Below are 17,860 nucleotides of genomic sequence, written 5' to 3'. Positions count from 1 at the left end.
CACCTGGCCGGAGGGTCAGAATCGCCAGGTGATCCGGGTTGCGGGGTCGGGGGCGTAGCAGCAGTACGTGCCGGTGCGCAGACTGCGGTCCAGATGCCGGCCGAGGACGGGGTCCTCGCGGGTGATTCGGCGTACCACCGATCTGAGTGCCTTGGTCACGTTGAGTCGGGCCCGCTCGGTGGCCGAGGCGGCTTTGCGGTCGCGGCCGCCTAGGCCGACCGCGCCTGCCAACTGCTCGGTCAGGGCATCGATTTCGGTGCGGGCGCGCTCGGCCCGTCCGGCGTCGTTCCACTGCTCGGCCTCTTGGAGGTCGTCGGTGAGTTCCCGCAGCCGGTTGCGGTACTCAGTCTTGGCCCGTGCGTCGAGGACCGATCCCGCGTCGCTCGGGATCGGTTCGGAACCAGCGCCAGCGAGCTCGAGGGCGAGGAATTCGCGGTCGGGCTCGTGGAGGAGGCGGTTCAGATATCCGAGTCCGCGGGTGTCCTTGAGACGGAAGACCTGATCGCCGTGCGCGATGGCCCAGTATTCGCCCTCCCTGCGGAGCGCGGCGCCGTCGGACGATGGTTCACCCGTATCCACTGCGCGGAGGATCTGTTCGCCGTCGTAAGGCTGCAGAGGCGGCAGCCCGAGTTCCTCGGTGACCGCCAGTGCGGCCGCATCGATCGACCACCCTCGGCCGCGCTCCCACGCCCCGTCGAAGTGGCGGGCACCGAGCGCAACACGGCCCTCGGTCGCGACAGTCGCCATGAATTCCCGTACGAAGGGCATCAACGCCACGCCTACGGAGTCCCGTAACGACTCCGACGCGCCCAGCAGGCCGGCTCCCCGTGCCCAGTTGCCTTGGCCTGCTGTGTAGAGCCCGGTGAGACAGAACACTTCGGACAGGCCCCACTTGGCCTTCAGCACCCAAAAGCGCCGGAGCGCCTCCGAGACACGGGCGACGGTGTCGTTGCTCCCCCCAAGCGCCCAGGTGGCCATCGCGTGGGTGAGAGCGGCCCAGGCGAGGCTCTCGGGCTCGCCCGTCTCCTGGAGGGTGGCGTATGCGGCCTCCGCCAGAGCGCGGGCTCGCTCGAAGTCGTTCCGGGCGAGCTGCGCAGCGGTGAGGAATTGATACGACCAGCCCGTCAGCCAGAGGTCCGCTGACTCCCGGGCAACGGTCAACGACTCCTCCAGGACGTCGACCGCCCGGTCGAGGTCGTCGGCGCAGACGGCGGCGAAGCCGAGGTATTGGAGTGCGTAGGCCAGTCCTTGCAGATCGCCGCCCCGGCGCGACAGTTCCACGGCCTCGCTACAGGCGCGAGCAGCGCGCGGGAGGTCGCCCTCGATCACTGCCAGGGTGGCCAGGCCGTTCAGGGCACGCACTCGTCCCTCAGCCGAGGTGGCGATGGAGGTGGCGGCATCCGCAGACAGGGCCCGCTCCAGCCAGACGTGCCCCTCCGCGTAGTGTCCGCGCAGATCCCAGTAGGGTGCGAGGGCACCGGCGAGGCGGAGGGCGCCCTCGATGTCGTGGGTGGCGAGCTGCCAGTCAAGGGCCGCTCGGAGATTGCTGTGCTCGGTCTCGAGACGGTTCAGCCAGTCCGGCTGCTCCGGACCTCGATACCCTTCCCAGGCCCGCTCGGCGAGGTCCACGTAGTACGCCGCGTGCCGGGCACGCAGGGGGTCGATGGCGTCGGCGTCGCCGAGCCGTTCCAAGCCGTACGCCCGCAGGGTTTCGAGGACCCGGTAACGCGGCGATCCCCGCACCGGAGTAACGGTCACCAGGGACTTGTCGATCAGTCTGGGCAGCAGCTCCGCGACATCTCCGGGCCCGTCCGGCTCGTCGGACACGGCCTCGGCGGCCTCTGTACCGAAGTCGCCCGAGAACACAGCGAGGCGGTCGAACAGTTCGCGTTCCGGGTCGCTGAGCATCCGGTAGCTCCACTCGACCACTCCCCGCAAGGTCCGATGGTGAGGCAAGGCGGCACGGCTCGATGCAGCCAACAGCCCGAACCGATTGTCGAGACGCCGGCTGATCCGCTCCACTCCCAGGGAGTTGACCCGGGCCGCAGCGAGCTCGATGGCCAGCGGAAGCCCATCGAGCCGGCGGCAGATATCAGCGACCGCCGGGGCATTCTCCTCGGTGAGCCGGAAGCCGGGGTCGGCAGCGATGGCCCGGTCGAGAAACAGCCGCACCGCGTCGAACCCCTGGGCGTTACCCGCCTCATCGGCGCCGTCGGGCGGCACGGACAGCCCGGCCACCGGCCAGAGCGTCTCGCCGGTGACTCCGAGGCGCTCCCTGCTAGTGATCAGCACCCGCAGACCGCGGCACTCGACGAGGAGATCCTGAACCAACTGGGCCACCGGATCGAGGAGATGTTCACAGTTGTCCAGGCAGATCAGCATGTCGGAGCCGCGCAGACGCTCGGTGAGGGCGACGATCTGGGCCCCTCCACGCTGCTCAGGAACATCGAGGACTCCGGCGACGGTGTGTGCGACAAGGACGGGGTCGACGAGCCCGGCTAGCTCGACCAGCCATACGCCGTCCCGGTGATGTGCGGTCCGCCGGTTGGCCACTTCGAGGGCGAGTCGGCTCTTGCCTGCCCCGCCGGCACCGGTCAGTGTGACCAGTCGGGCCCGTTCGAGGGCGGCGCCGATCTCACCGACGTCCGGCCGACGGCCGACGAAAGTCGTCAGTGGAGCTGGCAGGTTGTCGGTTCTCCGGGAAGCCGTCATGGTGGACGCTCCAGCTGGACAGCACGGCGCCGCGTGCTCTCAGGGTGAGAATAGGCGCGGCCCCTGCCTGCAGCAATGAAGCATGAGCCCGGCCTTCACCTCGTGAGACCGCTCTGGCAACAGGGATTTTCGTGCATCACACCTGAGTGCGCGGCAGAGGCTGCAGGCCTCTGCGAGCTGCATGTGTACCAGGCGCTCGCTCGTGCGGCTCAGGACGAGGGGACGGGAGCAGATGCGCGCGGTCGCGCGCAGGGCGGCTACTCAGGGCCCGAGATGAGATGGTGTCCCTTGTCGTGGTGTACGGGATCAGTGGCCGGGGGAGGGGAGCCGGATCGACCGCCGTCGGCGCAGCGAGGCCGCGGCTCACCCCCCCCCGGGTAGGTGTGGGCAGGTCTCGCGCTGCTGGTAGCTGCCCGGCAGGCCCGTGCCCACCGCCGTCCAGAAGGGGCGGGAGTCTTGGAAGTGGCCGCCCAGGGTGTGCCAGGACAGGCCGGGGTTCTCGTGGCGCAGCGCATCCAAGGCGGCGGTGGCCAGCCCGCACCGCTGGTATTTCTCCATGGTGTAGGGCTGCGACCCACCCGAGGCAGCAGCGGGCGCAGACGGTGTAGTCGACATCGCTTGCGAGGTTCGCGGCGCGTTCCCTCCAGCCTGGCCGTTTCGAGGAGGGAGTGTCCTGCCAAGGGGCATCCAGCCGGATGACGGTCCAACCGGTGGGCTGGCGGCCCCATCTGCCGCCGCTGATCGTGCGTAAGAACCGTTGCCAGGGCGTGCCATCCGCCGCCCACGCCACGGTCCGGGACTGCGCGGCCAGCGCCCGCGCAGCTCCCGCTCCTCGCTGCCTCAACACCCCTTCCGGAGCCCCGGCCCGCTCGGCCGGCGGATCGCCCGAGGACACTCAGCTTGTTCCTTATGGTCTGAGTCGGTTTCGTTCGGTGATGCTCTCAGGTCGTTTCACGGTCTTGCCCACGTCGTAGCGGGTGGCGGGCCGCCGGTTCTTCGAGCCAAGTGGCCTTCCAGGGCCGGGTGTTGATGCGGTGCACGGGCTGGGCAGGTGAGATGTGGGCGGAGGTTTCTGAACCCCCGGCGGACTCGGGCCGGGGTGAGCCGGCCGGGCTCGGCAGGCTTCTCCCACGGCCGCCGCAAGTCGGCGGCTGCCCCGCGCAGAAGGCGGATCTGGGTGTGCGCGGCGATGATCAGCCAGGGCCAGCGCTCGCCGGCCTAGGGGCTCCGCAGCTTCGGCCGGGTCCACCCGAGGGTCTGTTTCATCAGCCTGAAGAGGTGCTCGATGTCGAACCTTCGCAGGAACGCCTGCCATCGCATGTCGACGTCCTCGCTGTTCAGGCCGGTGGCGGACGACCACAGCCAGAGTGGGAGCGGGGCGCCTCCTCCGGGCAGGCGGTCGACCTGGAGGCGGATCAGCGTGCCCTCGATGATGGGGAGTTCGCCGGTGTGGCTGGAGACGTGCCGCGGCTGAACGGCGACGCACAAGAAGACCTGGGAGGTTCCTGGGGCTACCGTGAGTGGTGGGGCCGATCTTCCCGGAGGGCTGAGCCGTGGCCTCACGCTCGTACCGCTTCCTGACGTCGGACGACCTCGGACCGCTGCTGGGCATCGCCGCCCATGAGGACAACCGCAGCCTGCGCACCGAAGCCCTCGCGGCGTGTGCCGCGCTCCCGCTGGACGAACCGGCGGCGGAGGAGGTCGCGGAGCTGGTCCTCAGCCGTTTCCGGGCGGAGCCCATGGTGCCGGACTCCCTGGTCGAGGCGGCCGGACACCTCCCTGTGGTCGAGGTGCGGGCCGTCCTCGAAGGGTGGGCCGCTGACGACGGCTCGGCCCATCAGGACGCGGCGCGGCGGGCCCTGGCCACCCCGGACCGGCCTGCCGTCATACCTTCGGTACGGGGCGATCCGGGCGAGTGGGCTTCCGCACGGGCCGTGGAACTGGCTGTGACCGAACGCCTCCTGGACGGTCGTGGCTTCCCGTCCGACCTGTCCCCGCTCGCCTCCCTCTTCGAAAGTGGGAGGCAGCGGCTGCTGTCGGTGCTGATCGCCACCCTCGTGGATGCCGTGGACGAGGACGACGAGACCCTCCGGGCTGCCACTGAGCGCTTCGGACAGGTCGTCGAGGTGCTGCCGGACACGCTCGCGGCGGATCTCCCCCAGCTCCCTCGGCCGGTGCTCGTCGACCGGGCCGAGTGGCTCGGCGCGGTGCTGAGCCTCGCGCCGCCGGCCGAGGTGGTCGGCAGTGCCGTCGCACGGCTCAGGGGCGAGGACCTGGTCGAACGCCTCGCCACGCTGCGAGAACTGTCCAGGGCGGCGCCCCACCTGGGGCGCCCTCCCGTGCGCTGGCCGGAGCCGACCTCCCGCCCCGGCGAACTCGCCCACCTGACGTTGCTGCTGGAGCCGGAGACCGGATTCGGGCAAGCCGACGACCAAACGCCGCCCACCGCCCCGGTCGAGTATGCGTTCGAAGCGGACTCTCTCGAACCGCCCCCGCACCGGCACGGCGCGGAGGCGCGGCCGTCGGCCCCGCCGGACAGGCACCATGCGCTGCCCCCGGAGTACAGGTCTGAGGGAGGGCGGGCAGTCGAAGGGACAAGCCGCCACCCCGTGCTTGGTCGCCTCCGAGACTGGTTCAGGCACAGGGGTGCCGAGAGCGAGGTTCTCGTCCAAGCCGAGGAGTCTGCGCTCGCGGTTACCGCCCCCACCCGCGAGGCCTACGCCCGCCTCGACGCCCCCCACCACGTCGTGCCCGACGAAGCCTTCGAGCTGCGCGCAGGGCTGGCCCCGCTCCCCACACCCGAGGTCGTCCAGCCCGCCCCCCTCACCGTCCCCGCCGACGCATTCACGCTCGACGTCTCGGTCCTCGCGCACGGCTTCGCCGTGGTCGGCGAGGACCCGCTCACCCTGCACATGAGGGCCGCTCCGGACGACCCGTACCCGTACCGGATGCTCAGGCTCCGGGCGGTGGACGATCCGTCCCTGTCCGCGGAGCGGGTGATCACCGCGGTGTACGCGGTCGCCGGCAGCGTCATCGGGGTCGCCCACCGGACCGTACGGGTGGGAGAGGCGCCCGGGGAGCCGGCCGGTGACGAGCCGCGGATGCAGGCGGCCGGAGGCGTATGGGTGCTGCCGGAAGAGGCGGACGCCGGCACCCAGCCGGATCTGGAGATCGTCGTGGCCCCGGGGAACGACAGCGAAGGGCGGCAGCACTGCTGGCTGTACCGCTCGCCGCACCCGGGCGTCGGCGCCTGCGACAAGCCGCTGGTGACCACGCTCGGCGGTGAGGCCGACTGGGCCCGCTCCGTCATGCGCGGCGTGCAGGAGCGCAAGGACGCCTTCGACCTGGCCCACTACCTCAAGGGAGTCGGCCGTGAGGCGAGCGGCGCCGTGCCGGAGGAGGTGTGGGCCGCCCTGCGGGCCGCAGGGGAACGTGCCGGTCCGCCGAGCGTGCTCCTGGCCACCTGGGACCCGTACGTCCCCTGGGAACTGGCCCTGCTGTCCGAGCCGTTGGACCCGTCGGCCCCGGCCCACCTCGGCGCCCAGGCAGTCGTCGGCCGCTGGATCTACGGCGACCGGCAGCGCACCCCGGCCCCGCCCGCGCACCTGCACCCCCACAGGATGTCCGTGGTGACCGGGGACTACGCCGTCGCCGAACTCAAGGAGGCGAAGGCCGAGGCCAAGCACCTCATCCGGCACTACCGCGCGAACCCCGTCGACGCCACCACCGACCAGGTACTCATGGCCCTGGAGGGCGAGCGGGGGCCGGACATCCTCCACCTCGCCGTGCACGGGAAGTTCAGCACGGAAGAGCTGGAGGACGGTCTGCAGATGGTGGACGGCACGTACTTGAGCCGACGGTCCGTCAGCGGGGTGGAGGCCAGCGGGGTGCGGCTCGTGTTCCTCAACGCCTGCCAGGTCGGGCAGGGCCGCAGCGAGCTGGGCGCGTACGCGGGCATGGTGCCCGCCTTCCTCGGCATCGGGGCACAGGCGGCCGTCGCCCCGCTGTGGAACGTCGACGACAAGGTCGCCAAGAACTTCGCCCAGGGCTTCTACAAGGCCGTGCTGAAGAGCGGCACGGCCCCCGCCGAGTACCTGCGCAGGCAGCGTGCCGGAACGCTCGGCGCAGCCGGGGCCGAGCTGTCGACCCCGCTCGCCTACCTCTTCTTCGGCCACCCACGGCTGACCGTCCAGTGGACCGCGGAAGGCGCTTCAGCGCAAAGGGAAGGAACGGACGATGCCTGATCTCGAACGGGACGGACGCAGAGAACTCCCCTACGGTCTGGTCCTGCGCTCCTCGGAGGTCGGCGGCCGCGTCGGCGAGGTCCGCCGATGGGCCGCGGCCGGGACGCCGGTGCGCGACGCGGCGCCTGGCGGGCTGCCCGAGCAACTCCTCGCCGACCACGTCCCCGTGCCCGCCGCGCGCCTGCTGGGCACCGCGGCTCAGGAGGCCGGGATGCGGCCGGTGCTCACCGTGCCGCTGAGCGACTTGGCCGTGCCACGCCGCCCCGGCGGGCCCGATCGGAGCGGCGCTCCCGGCCCGCACCTCCTGCTGGAGGCGCCCGCGCCCCCGCCGGACGAGGGGCAGGTTCTGCTGGAGGCAGATGCGACCGGCGTCGTGCGCTGGGTGTTCCCAAGGGCGGCAGTGCGGGGCGGCCGCACGGACCGGGCGGCCGGGGCCCAGACTTTCCGTGTTCCGATGGAGCAGTTCACGCTCCCCGCGGGCGGGTCGGCGGCGGACCGAGGCATCGTCGGGTTCGGTGTCGGCAAGGTTCTGCACCTGCTGCGGTTCCCGATCGAGCGGGCGGCCGGTCTCGCGGCCGACTTCGCGGTCAGCCGGTGGGAGAAGAGGCACCGCCCGTACGGGCTCCGGCTGACCACCCCGCAGACGTTCCTCGGGGCAGGCGAACAGGCAGGCGAACAGGCGGGTGACGGGGGGCAGGTGAGCGCGGGCCGGCTCGCCGAGCTCGCCGACCGGCCCTTCCTGCTCTTCGTTCACGGCACGTTCAGCAGGTGCCGCACCGGCTTTCGCGGCATCGTCGACGATGAGCCGCTGCTGCACGACCTCCACCGGCGCTACGACGGCCGCGTCCTGGTCTTCGACCATCCGACCGTCCACCTGGACCCGGTCGACAACGCGCGCTGGCTCCTGGAGCGCCTGCCCGCCGACCGGCGACTCACCCTCGACATCGTCACCCACTCCCGGGGCGGTCTCGTCGCCCGCCACCTGAGCCGGGACGGCCTGGCGGGCGCGGGACGGCCCGCCCCTTTCGTCCGTACGCTGGTCCATGTCGCCACCCCCAACGCGGGCACGGCCCTCGCCGAGAAGCAGCGACTGAGCGATCTGCTCGGGGTCTTCACCAATCTGCTCGGGCTGTTCCCGGAGGAGCTGGTGAGCACCACCCTGGAGGTCGTCCTCGAAGTCGTGAAGCACTGTGCGACTGGTGCCCTCGGCGGGCTGGACGGTCTGGCTGCGATGGACCCCGCGTCGGAAGGGCTCCGTGAACTCAACGCCTCCGCCGTCTCGACCGAGAGTTCGGCGCGCGCGGTGACGTCCGACTTCGAGCCCGCACGGGACGCGGCGTTGGCGATGCGCGCGCTCGACGGGCTGGTGGACCGGCTGTTCGGTGTCGGCAACGACCTCGTCGTACCGACCGAGGGCGTCCACCGCGCCGGTTCGTACGTCGTGCCCGATCCGCTCGTCGTCCCGTCGGCGAGCGCCGTCGTCCACAGCGGCTTCTTCCGGGACGCGCAGGTCCGCGCGGGCCTCTCCGACTGGCTGCCGGGGAGCTGACCGCGCCCCGGACGCGCCGTTGCCGCGGCACGGGAGGATTGTGGAACGCAGGGGAGGGGAGACGCCCCGGGTCGCCCGGCGCGGGTACGACAGGAGCGCTTGCTGGCCACGCCCCCGAAGAGGAGGCGGGGACGTGACTTCCTACCTCGTGCGCTGGGACATCGACCTGGACGCTGGCGACCCCGTCGACGACGCCCACCCAGCCCTCGCCATCCAGCGCGATCCCGGGTCATGGGCGAGAGGCCGTGCTTAGAGCAGTGGCTCGCTTCAAAGGCGGACGCCGTCGTCGGCGAGCCCGGCCCTGCTGTGCGCTGCCGCCGTCTTCCGGAAGGGCATCGAGCAGGGCCTGGTCGCCCAGGAAGACGCGTAGCCCCTCGGAGGTTCGGCAAAGGGCGTGGTCAGGGTGGGCGTCCTTCTTGTTGCTGGAGTGCGCCAGGGGATTGGGATCCCGGGGTGGTGCTGCGCCCGCCGCGCACCGGGCCGGCCGATAGGGCGCGGCGGGTGCGCGGCGGGCCTTCGCGCCTCAAGAAGGTGGGGCGTGGTCGGGGTTGGTGTTCGTCCTCCGGCGGCGGGTCTTGCGGGTGATCCATGTGATGGCGGTGAGGGTTGCGGCGGCCGCGAGGTCGGCGAGGTACTCGGGGAGGGTGGCCTGCAGGAGGTTCACGGGGTGCTCCGGGCACGGCGCGCGGCATGGGTGTTGCTGCGCTGGCGGCCGAGACGCCGGAGCTTGCGGCGGAAGTTGTCGGCGTCGGTGCCCGCGAGGCCGGTGAGGCCGGCGAACTCCGTCCAGGTGCTGCCCGGGGCGGCGGTGGCCCAAGTCCGCGCAAGGTGCTGCTCGTGCGGGGTCAGCCGGGCGAAGACGGCGGCGGCGCGGTCGTTCTCCGGCTCCCACAGCGACACGTTCTGGTTCGGGGCGGCGCGGTCGGCGAGGAGGTCGGTGAGGGTGCCGCCGGCGGGGACAGGGTGGTCGAGGGAGAGCAGGCGGGCGCCGTGGGCCTTGCGCTGGAACAGCGGCTGCAGCTGGCGGTGGACGGTGCTGGATTCCTTCTTCAGCTGCCGGAGACCGAGTTCGCCGACCTCGTCGAGGAGGTGGGCGTCCAGCAGGTCGACCCAGTCGCCGAGGAGGGCGGTGGAGACCGCCTCGAGCCAGTCCTCGTCGGGTCGGCGGATGCCGAGCCAGGTGTGGGTGAACTCGTCGACCGTGGGCTTCCACCCGTCCACCGTCCGGCTCTCCAGGACCGCCCGACGGGCGTTGAGCGCCGCGAAGATCCCCAGACGCGCCCGCTCCCGCTCCTCGGCGCGAGCCGACCACTTCACCTCGACGAGCATCATGCGCAGCTGGCCGTCGACCTGCTCGACGAGGACAGCGTCCGGTCGGTGGTCGGCCCGCTGCGGTGCGACGCCCACGAGGGAGAGAGAGCGGATCTTCTCGGCAACCTCGGTCTCGAAGCGCTGCTCGGGAGGCGTCAGCCCGGTGAGGTCGGGCACGAGCTTCGGGCCGTGGAACTCCTCGAGGTGCTGCGGGCGGCGGATGTACCGCAACGCCCGCCGGGAGGAGCGGACGAGCTCGGTGGACGGCGGAGCGGTGCTCGGGCCCGCCTGGTGGCCGTCGGCGGCGTTGGTCATGGGGTGGTGCTCCTTGCTGATCGGTATGAGCGTTCACCCTTCGGTCCCGGCAGGGCGCTGATCCGGCAAAGAATCGTCGAACACTTCTGTGACCTGCATCACAAGTGACATGCCGGGCGCACGTCGTCGCGGCACGGGCGGTGCGATGACCGGCCGCGCGGGCGCCGGCCGTGGCGATCAGCGGCTGCGCACCCGGCAGAACCCGGGGAGCAGCGGCCATGGCCCCGGTACCGCACTGACTCCGGAGGGCGCCGTCAGGGGCCCGGTCCGCACTTCGTCCGAAGCCCCCGGCAGGGGGCGTGCTGCCGGTGGCGGAAGGCCGACCCCGCTCGTATATGTGGTTGGTCCCTGGCCGAAGTCGCCGTGCTGTGCTCTGTGTTCCGGCGTAGTTGATCCGACGGGTCACGTCCACGGGAGTGGTGTATTGACGGCCACTCGGTGATCTCGTCTTTGAGGCTATGCGGTGAGTTCGGTCGGGAGGACGGTCTCGTCGGTTTCTGACTCGATCGGGTGGAGGCGGGTCTTGGCGAGGAGGTCGAGTCCCATGTAGCGGCGGGCCTCGGTCCACTCGTCGTTCTGCTCGGCCAGCACTGCGCCGACCAGGCGGATAAGAGCGGTGCGGTCAGGGAAGATGCCGACCACGTCGGTGCGGCGGCGGATCTCCTTGTTGAGCCGTTCCTGCGGGTTGTTCGACCAGATCTGCCGCCAGCTCTCGCGGGGGAACGCGGTGAAGGCCAGCACGTCTCCCTGGGCGGCGTCCAAGTGGGCTGCGGCCTTGGGGAACTTGGCCTCCAGGGCATCGAGGACGTGCCGCATCTGGGCCTGGACGGTGTCGGTGTCGGTGTCGGGCTGTTCGAAGACGGTCCGGAGCAGGGTGGCCACCCATGGCTGGGCCGACTTGGGGACCTGGCTCAGCAGCGCGCGGGCGTAGTGGGTGCGGCATCGCTGCCAGCTCGCGCCGGGCAGGGTGGCGCCGATCGCGTTGACCAGGCCCATGTGGGCGTCGGAGACGACCAGTTGGACGCCGGACAGGCCGCGGGCGGTCAGCGAGCGCAGGAAGGCCAGCCAGCCGGCGCCGTCCTCGGCGGTGGCGACGTCGATGCCGAGGATCTCGCGGTGCCCGTCGGCGTTGACGCCGACCGCGATCAGGGCGTGGACGTTGATGATGCGGCCGCCCTCGCGGACCTTCTGGGTGAGCGCGTCGACCCAGACGAAGGCGTAAGGGCCTTGGTCCAGGGGCCGGTTGCGGAACGCAGCGACCTGCTCGTCCAGGTGCTTGGCCATCGCGCTGACCTGGGATTTCGACAGTTGGGTGACGCCGAGGGACTCGGCGAGCTTCTCGACTCGGCGGGTGGACACGCCGAGCAGGTAGGCGGTGGCGACGACCGAGATGAGGGCTTGTTCGGCGCGGCGTCGGCGTTCCAGCAGCCAGTGCGGGAAGTAACTCCCGGACCTGAGCTTGGGGATGGCCAGTTCGACGGTGCCGGCGCGGGTGTCCCACTCGCGTGGGCGGTAGCCGTTGCGGTGGTTGACGCGTTCGTCGCTGACCTGGCCGTATTCGGCGTTGCAGAGGGCGTCGGCCTCGGCGGACATGAGTGCGTCGGCGAACGTCTTGACCATCGCGCGCAGCAGATCGGGACTCGCCGCGGCGAGGTTGTCTTCGGCGAGGGCGTGCAGGGGCAGACTGTCTGGTGCGGTCATCGTGCTGATCTCCTTCGAGGCTTCGACACTTCGAAGATCAGCCGGTGGCCGTTCATCTATGCGGGCGCCATCCCGATGCCGGAGCAAACCCCCGGATCAGGTCGAACCCGTACACCATCTCCCTGGACGCAACCTTCCCCAAGGCCCCACGGGGTCAGACATCATCGAATGGTTCGTCACTCCATCTGAACCAAGCACGAGCGTCACTGATGTGCAGAAGGAACTCCGCCACTGGACCTGACGGGGCAACCAGCGACAAGGTGTCCGCGATCCGGTCGTAGGAGTCGTCGAACCGCTCGTACTCCTCCGCCTCCAGCAGAGCCAGCGACTCGTCGAACCACGGCTTCACCTCTTCGAACGTCGGCGTTGGAACGAAGCGACCGTTCAGCCATGGAAAGTCGGCCTCGTCGATCACGATCTCGCCGAGGAGATCCTCCTGCCGCATCAGTCGCCAGACTTCGCCCTCGAAACCCATCCCGCCAGCTCTCCATCCATGTCCTGGTGTCGCCGGGCAGCCTCTCACGCGGCAAGGACAACGAGGCAGGAGTGCCAGCGAGTTGCTGGCAGGACGCTTGCGCCCTCTCATCGGTGCGGGTTCAAGTGGTCAACGTAACGCCTCGGACGAGGAGTGCTCGTCGATCAGACGGCGGTAGATCCGGGGTGACGGTGTGGCGCTGTTTCCTGGTCGCATCCAGATCAATGAGCAGGATCTCGTCGATCAGCGGCGTGAACGGATCCAGCTTCGACGGCCGCGCCGAAGCGGTTGTCGTGCGTGGCTGCGGCCAAGCCGAGGTCAGGGCCTTGTTGACCGTGCTCCAGGTGACGCCGTACTTGCACTGCAACGCCCGGTTCGACATGCCATCGCGGGAGTCGCGCCGCAGCGCGGCGTTGTGAACGACGGCGATATTCCCCAGTCCGAACTCCGCGGAATTGGCCATGGGGAACGCGGAGTTGCTCCGCGACGACCAGGCGGACGGCGCTCTTCCCCGGGACGCCCGGTAACCAGCCGATCTTTTAGGTCCGAGCCGGGCGGTCAAGGATGAGCGCAGCTCATCGCGGTAGCGGCGCCGTAGGCGTCCTTGAGGGCCCGGCTCGGACCGGACACTTCACAGCCGGGCGGCCCAGCACTTCCCCGCTCAGTCGATTCGTACATACAAGCGGGGACGACGGCGTCGACTTGGGGAATTACGCGACCGCTCACAGGCGTACAACTCGACCTTCGACTGGCCAGGCAGCATCGGGGGTGCTCTACCAGCTACTGCCTCGAAGTTGCGCGGCTCGCACCCCGGGTGCGCCGCAGTGGATGGCGCCGACGTGCTGGTCCTCAGCCATTTGCAGGAGTCGGGGCCCTTGGGGTCTTCAGGTCCGGATACCCGAGGGTGATCTGGTCGCGCTCACGCTGGTTCTTGCCGAGCCGGAACACGTACCGGTGTTCCGTAGACAGACGCTGTATTGCCACATGTCGTGTTGCGGCTGACGGAGCGAAGTGGCTTACGAGTGGAGGCCGTTCCGGTCGGTGATGGCGGGGCGCCCGCCGCCGACTGGCCGGTAGCCAGGTGGGGCGACTCACCGCATCTCGCAGCTCGCCGAGGCCTCCCCCAGCCTCACTCCTCCACGGCGCCCTCTAGGAAGTCGTGGTGGCGGGCGAGGGCTTGGCCGAGCTCCGCGCGGCCCAGAGTGCTCGGCTCGGCGGCCCGCCACAGAGCGATGCCTGCGTTCTTGATCTCCGCGGTCCGAAAGAACGCCATGGCGGAGTCCTTGGGGTCATCGGCGGCCACAAGGACCGCGCAAACCTGGTAGGCGGCTTCAAGGTCCGGGCGCCGGGCCGCGCGCCGTGCCACGGCGGTGACGAAGGTGATGTCCGTGGTGCGCTCGAGGGTCTGGGCGGTCAGCTCCAGCCACACCGCGTCGTCCAGTGCGGCGGCGTGAGCGAAGTTCCCGGCGCCGCGCAAGTGGCCGGACGAGCCGGAGAGGTCGAGCGCGAGGACACCGCGCCACAGGGCCACCCCCTGCTCGACGTCCGCTGCGTTCTCCAGTGTGGCGGTTCGGGGCAGGAGACGCTCGGCCGCGCCCAGCAGGCGGGAGATCGCCGCCGGGCCGCCGTCGCGGGTGGTCAGGAGGGCGAGGAAGTCGGGGCGGCCGCCGAGGGCTGCCGGATTGGCCAGCAGCAGGGCCGCGCAGTAAGGCCAGAGCATGGCGTTCTTCGTGTTGTCGCCGCTGGTACGGCTCAGGTAGGCGGCCAGCTGGACCGGGTCGATGCGCCGCAGGATACGCAGGCCCTCGGGGTCGATGCTCCGCCGGGAGTTGATCCCGAGGACAGCGGGCGAGACCGCACCGTCGAGGTCGAAGAGAGCTGCCTGGTGCCGGTCGACCCAGCGGGGTGCGCTCTTGATCAGGGCGGGAAGGAGATGGCCGATGACCGCCAGGGCGCGGTCGTCGGCGCCCTCGTCGAAGATGCTGTCGAGAAGGGTCTCGACAGCCGCCGTGAGCTCGGCCGGGGCGTTGACGAAAGTCAGACCGTGTCGGATGAGGGCGTCCAGGGCGAGGCCGCCGATCTCCTGGTGGGCGGCCGACAGCGGGTCGGCCTCCGAGGTGGTCGGTTCGGTCCAGGCGGTGACTGCCGTCTCCAGCCAGGCTGTGACCGCAACCGCGATGTCCCCGAGGTCGATACGGTGCCTCCATGCCTCGCTCAGCGCCAGACACAGCGTCAGCTGCGCCCCCTGCCGGACCGAGGCCCCGACACCGGGCGCGCCGAGCAGGTCCCACAGCGCTGTGATGACGGCCCTCGTGGTGGCCTCGTGGTCCGGGAGCGGGCGCGGGTCGGCGGTCAGCGGGGTGCGCAGCGCGGCCAGGTAGGCCTGCTGCAGGGCGGGATCTGCGAGGGCGGCGGCGACCGCGGGGACGTCCATGGCCCACAGGGCCGGATCGGTGGCGACGAGCTGGCCCAGAACGATCCGGGCGTAGTCCGGGGACAGGGATCCGGTCCGCTGCCGCTCCAGCAGGAGCGTGGCGGCCGCCGGTGCGCCTTGGTTGGTGGCGACGGGCGCGAGGTCTTGGGCGGCGGCGGTGAGGGTGTCGAGGTAGGGGACGAACCGAAAGCGCGGCAGCGGTTTGGCCGGAGCGGGCCCGAACAGGGAGGTCACCGCGTCGACGACGGGCTGCCACGGGGCAAGCACCAACGCGGGCAGCACTGGCGACAGCGACCACACCACGGACCAGCCGGCCGGGGCCGGGACAGCCCAGTTGGCCAGAGCGCTGCGGCCTGCTTCGATGGCGGCCCCGGTCGGGGCCGGGCCGAGCGCGGCCGTGAGCTCCTCCTCCAGCTCCGCCAGGGCATCGGGCGGGCAACGGTCGAGGGCGGCGGCGACCAGGTCGGCGGTGTCGGCGCCGACGATCTCGACGTCGCCCAGGCGAGCCAGGAGGCCGCGAGCGGCCGCGAGCCAGCTCTGGGAGGCCTCGGAGTCGTCGCGCTGCTGAGGGAGGCTCTCCAGCAGGTGCGCGGCCAGCACACGGTCCGCCCACCGGGACGGTCCCGGCAGACTCGGCCATCCGGCGATGCGCTCGGACAGGGTGACGCCGTGCTGGAACTCGGTGCGGGCGAAGTCGAGGCGGGCACGGACCGCGATCCGGGTGGCGGAGGGGCCGAAGTCGTCGGCCGAGACGACCTGGCGCAGGTCGTCCGCCCGGTCGAGGTCCGCCTGCTCCACCTCGGACGTCACGGTGGCCTCGACGACCGCCTTCACCGCAGAGCGTACGGACCTCACCACGGCCGCTTCCCCGGCGCCGTCCGGGCCGTACGCGGCGCGTTGGAGTTCCGCCAGCTGCGCCTGGAGCTCCCAGTGCTGCCCGGCGGGGTGCTCCACCACGTACAGCAGCACCCGCTTGGCCACTTCAACCCAGTCGACGTCCCGCTCGTCGGCCGGGACGTCGGCCAACCACACCACCAGCTGACGCCACAGCGTCTCCACGGTGCCGTCCTGGCCCACGACGGTCCGCACCACGGGGGCGGAGGCCCCGCCGATGGCGCCAGTCACCCTCAGGAGACCGGCCAGCACGGCCGGGTCCGCGCTGGTGAAAGCGCCTCGGTGCTCCCCGAGCCACTCCAGGACCCGCCGCGGATCCGACTGCGCAACGCGCTCCAGGTACGGCTGGGCCGGCCATCGGCCCGCCTCGGGCAGAAGCCGATCGGTGTTGACCAGGTCGAGCCAGGCGGGGCTCACGGCGTTGGCGAAGAACCACCTGATTGCGCGCGGCTGGTGGATCGCGGCCACCGCAGCTGCGTCCGCCGCGCTCGGCATCTCGTTGCGGGCGAGTGAGACCAGCAGCGGGGCCAGGGCAGGCAGGTCGAGCAGAAGCTGCTCTACGTGCGCCAGGAAGTCGGAGACCAGGCGTCGGGTGCTCGCCTCGTCCTCGGCCGCGCCGCCGTGAAGACTGCCGGAAGTACGCCCGTAGAACTTCGACCAGGCCCGGAACGCCTCCTCTTCGCCGGGCCCAGGGGCGGTGCCGTGGTAGCGGTTGACGAGGTGCGCCACCTGGCGCGGCCGGAACTTGCCGGCCTGCTCCTCCCGCTTGTAGTAGGCCCACGCGTCCCGCAGGCCGGCGAGGCCGTCCGGCCGGGCGGCTGCTTCGGCTGCTCCGGAGGCCTGGCGGGCTTGCCGCACGCGGCGCAGGACCTCGACGATCGCCCGTTGGTCATCCCCGGCGGCGGGCAGCGCGTCCAGTTCTTCGGCCAGGTCCAGGAGCTCGCGGACCGCCTCGTACTCCGCCCGGGGGTCGGCCGGGACCGGCAGTCGGCCGTCTGGGATGCGGATCAGCCGCTGAATTCCTGCTCCAAGGCCGGCCTTCGGCTCCAGGACGTCTGGCACGTCGGCGGCGTCGATTGCGGCGAGCAGCTTGTCCAGCAGGGTCTGGCCCTGCTTGCCGGCCTGCTGGAGGAGAGCCGCGACTTGCGTGTTGACCTGCTTCTGTGCAGCGCGCGGGCCCTCGAAGTCCTCACCGGCTTCCTTGAGGAGCGCATCCAGAGCGGACCGGCAGGCTGCCTGGATGGTCTCGAACGGCCTGGGCCACCGGTCGGGCTCCTTGAGCATCTGCACGGCGGTGCGAAGGTGGGCCAGCGCCCGCTCGCCGTTGGCTCCCAGCGCAGTGAGGGCGTCCGCAGTGTGGGAGCCGTCCGCCAGCCGGGACGGGTCAACTTCCGCGCCAGGAGTGCCATTCGGTATCACCGGGCCACGCTAGCAGCGCCCGTCGCAGCCAGCAGCCTCGACGAACAATGCGTCACGCCTGCAGCCCCAACGGCGCTTCCCGGCTGCTGGGCGCCGGAGCAAAAAGGAGAGACCAGCCACACCCGCGGTGGTGAAGCGTGGGTGCGTGCCGGGTGCGGGCCGGGGGTGAGGATGCGGATGGCGGACGGGCGCAGGTCCGCGTCCTGGGTGTGCTGCAGGGCGGGGATCAGGCCGGCGCGCAGCAGGGAGGACTTTCCGCTGCCGGACGGGCCGAACACTGCGGCGAACCGCTGCCGGCGCATCAGGTACAGCAGATCGGCGGTGAGTTCGTCACGGCCGAAGAACCGGCCGCTGTCGCCCGGCTCGAACCTGGCCAGCCCCCGGTACGGCGGCTCCCCGCCCTCCTCTTCTTCTGCCGGAGCCGAGGCGGCGACCTCGTCCACCGCCTGCTTCCACCGCGCCTCCCACTCCGCCGCGCCACCCCCGCACGCCTGTACATAGGCAAGGACCACCTGGAGCGTCGGCAACTGCTCACCGGCCGCGGCCTGCGACAGCGTCGTCACTCCGTACCCGGCCCGATCGGCCAGCACACGGTAGGTCAGCGCGCCCGCCTCGGTGCGCAGCTTGCGCAACTCGAACGCGAACCGCTGCACCGGACCCGCCCCCGGATCCACCGGCACTTCACGACGACCCGCCACGTCGCCCCCCTTAGACGTCATCTCATTTGGTTCTGTAGGCTGCCGGTCGTGGTCTCGATCGTTGAGCGGCTGGTGCCGGATGAGTTGTGGGAACTGTTCCAGCGGGTG

Annotated in this window: 10 protein-coding genes and 2 pseudogenes; 2 read left to right on the top strand and 10 right to left on the bottom strand. The window is 71.1% G+C overall.

Annotation, left to right across the window (positions count from 1 at the left end):
- Positions 1-15: 15 nt before the first annotated feature.
- The 3 genes and pseudogenes from ACN6LB_RS41845 to ACN6LB_RS41835 all read right to left on the bottom strand — a co-directional run.
- Positions 16-2,712 (bottom strand): ATP-binding protein, encoded by a 2,697-nt coding sequence (locus tag ACN6LB_RS41845; RefSeq protein WP_445030463.1) that lies wholly within the window; start codon positions 2,710-2,712, stop codon positions 16-18.
- A gap of 363 nt (positions 2,713-3,075) precedes the next feature.
- Positions 3,076-3,270 carry a hypothetical protein gene (locus ACN6LB_RS41840; protein ID WP_445030462.1) on the bottom strand — a complete coding sequence of 65 codons (195 nt, stop codon included), beginning with the start codon at positions 3,268-3,270 and terminating at the stop codon, positions 3,076-3,078.
- A 349-nt stretch (positions 3,271-3,619) separates the two neighbouring features.
- Positions 3,620-4,167: pseudogene (locus ACN6LB_RS41835) on the bottom strand (NF041680 family putative transposase); the annotation flags it as partial.
- 98 nt (positions 4,168-4,265) lie between these two features.
- Between ACN6LB_RS41835 and ACN6LB_RS41830 the strand changes: the two are divergent.
- On the top strand, positions 4,266-6,956 hold the full coding sequence (locus ACN6LB_RS41830) for a CHAT domain-containing protein (protein WP_445030461.1): 2,691 nt from the start codon (positions 4,266-4,268) through the stop codon (positions 6,954-6,956).
- The gene (locus tag ACN6LB_RS41825) at positions 6,949-8,505 is read left to right on the top strand and encodes an esterase/lipase family protein (protein WP_445030460.1); all 1,557 of its coding nucleotides are present in this window, start codon (positions 6,949-6,951) and stop codon (positions 8,503-8,505) included. The genes ACN6LB_RS41830 and ACN6LB_RS41825 overlap by 8 nt, the downstream gene beginning before the upstream one ends.
- Positions 8,506-9,028: 523 nt before the next feature.
- Here the strand turns inward: ACN6LB_RS41825 and ACN6LB_RS41820 are convergent.
- From ACN6LB_RS41820 to ACN6LB_RS41790, 7 genes and pseudogenes are all read right to left on the bottom strand, one after another.
- Positions 9,029-9,169: a hypothetical protein gene (locus ACN6LB_RS41820; protein ID WP_445030459.1), complete on the bottom strand. Its 141-nt coding sequence runs from the start codon at positions 9,167-9,169 to the stop codon at positions 9,029-9,031.
- A complete protein-coding gene (locus ACN6LB_RS41815) occupies positions 9,166-10,131 on the bottom strand; it encodes a hypothetical protein (protein ID WP_445030458.1) in 966 nt (321 codons plus the stop codon). Before ACN6LB_RS41815 ends, ACN6LB_RS41820 begins: the two co-directional genes overlap by 4 nt.
- 456 nt (positions 10,132-10,587) lie before the next feature.
- Positions 10,588-11,832, bottom strand: a complete 1,245-nt coding sequence (locus tag ACN6LB_RS41810) for an IS256 family transposase (protein ID WP_445030457.1) — start codon at positions 11,830-11,832, stop codon at positions 10,588-10,590.
- 154 nt (positions 11,833-11,986) lie between these two features.
- Positions 11,987-12,307, bottom strand: coding sequence for a hypothetical protein (locus tag ACN6LB_RS41805; protein WP_445030456.1), 321 nt, complete (start codon positions 12,305-12,307; stop codon positions 11,987-11,989).
- 121 nt (positions 12,308-12,428) lie between these two features.
- The gene (locus ACN6LB_RS41800; protein WP_445030455.1) at positions 12,429-12,770 is read right to left on the bottom strand and encodes a hypothetical protein; all 342 of its coding nucleotides are present in this window, start codon (positions 12,768-12,770) and stop codon (positions 12,429-12,431) included.
- Between the two features lie 666 nt (positions 12,771-13,436).
- Positions 13,437-17,054 carry a hypothetical protein gene (locus ACN6LB_RS41795; protein ID WP_445030454.1) on the bottom strand — a complete coding sequence of 1,206 codons (3,618 nt, stop codon included), beginning with the start codon at positions 17,052-17,054 and terminating at the stop codon, positions 13,437-13,439.
- Positions 17,055-17,191: 137 nt separating this feature from the next.
- Positions 17,192-17,773: pseudogene (locus ACN6LB_RS41790) on the bottom strand (helix-turn-helix domain-containing protein); the annotation flags it as partial.
- Between the last annotated feature and the right edge of the window lie 87 nt (positions 17,774-17,860).

Source organism: Streptomyces sp. SAS_270, assembly GCF_052543295.1.
This window is presented reverse-complemented; position numbering and strand designations above follow the sequence as displayed.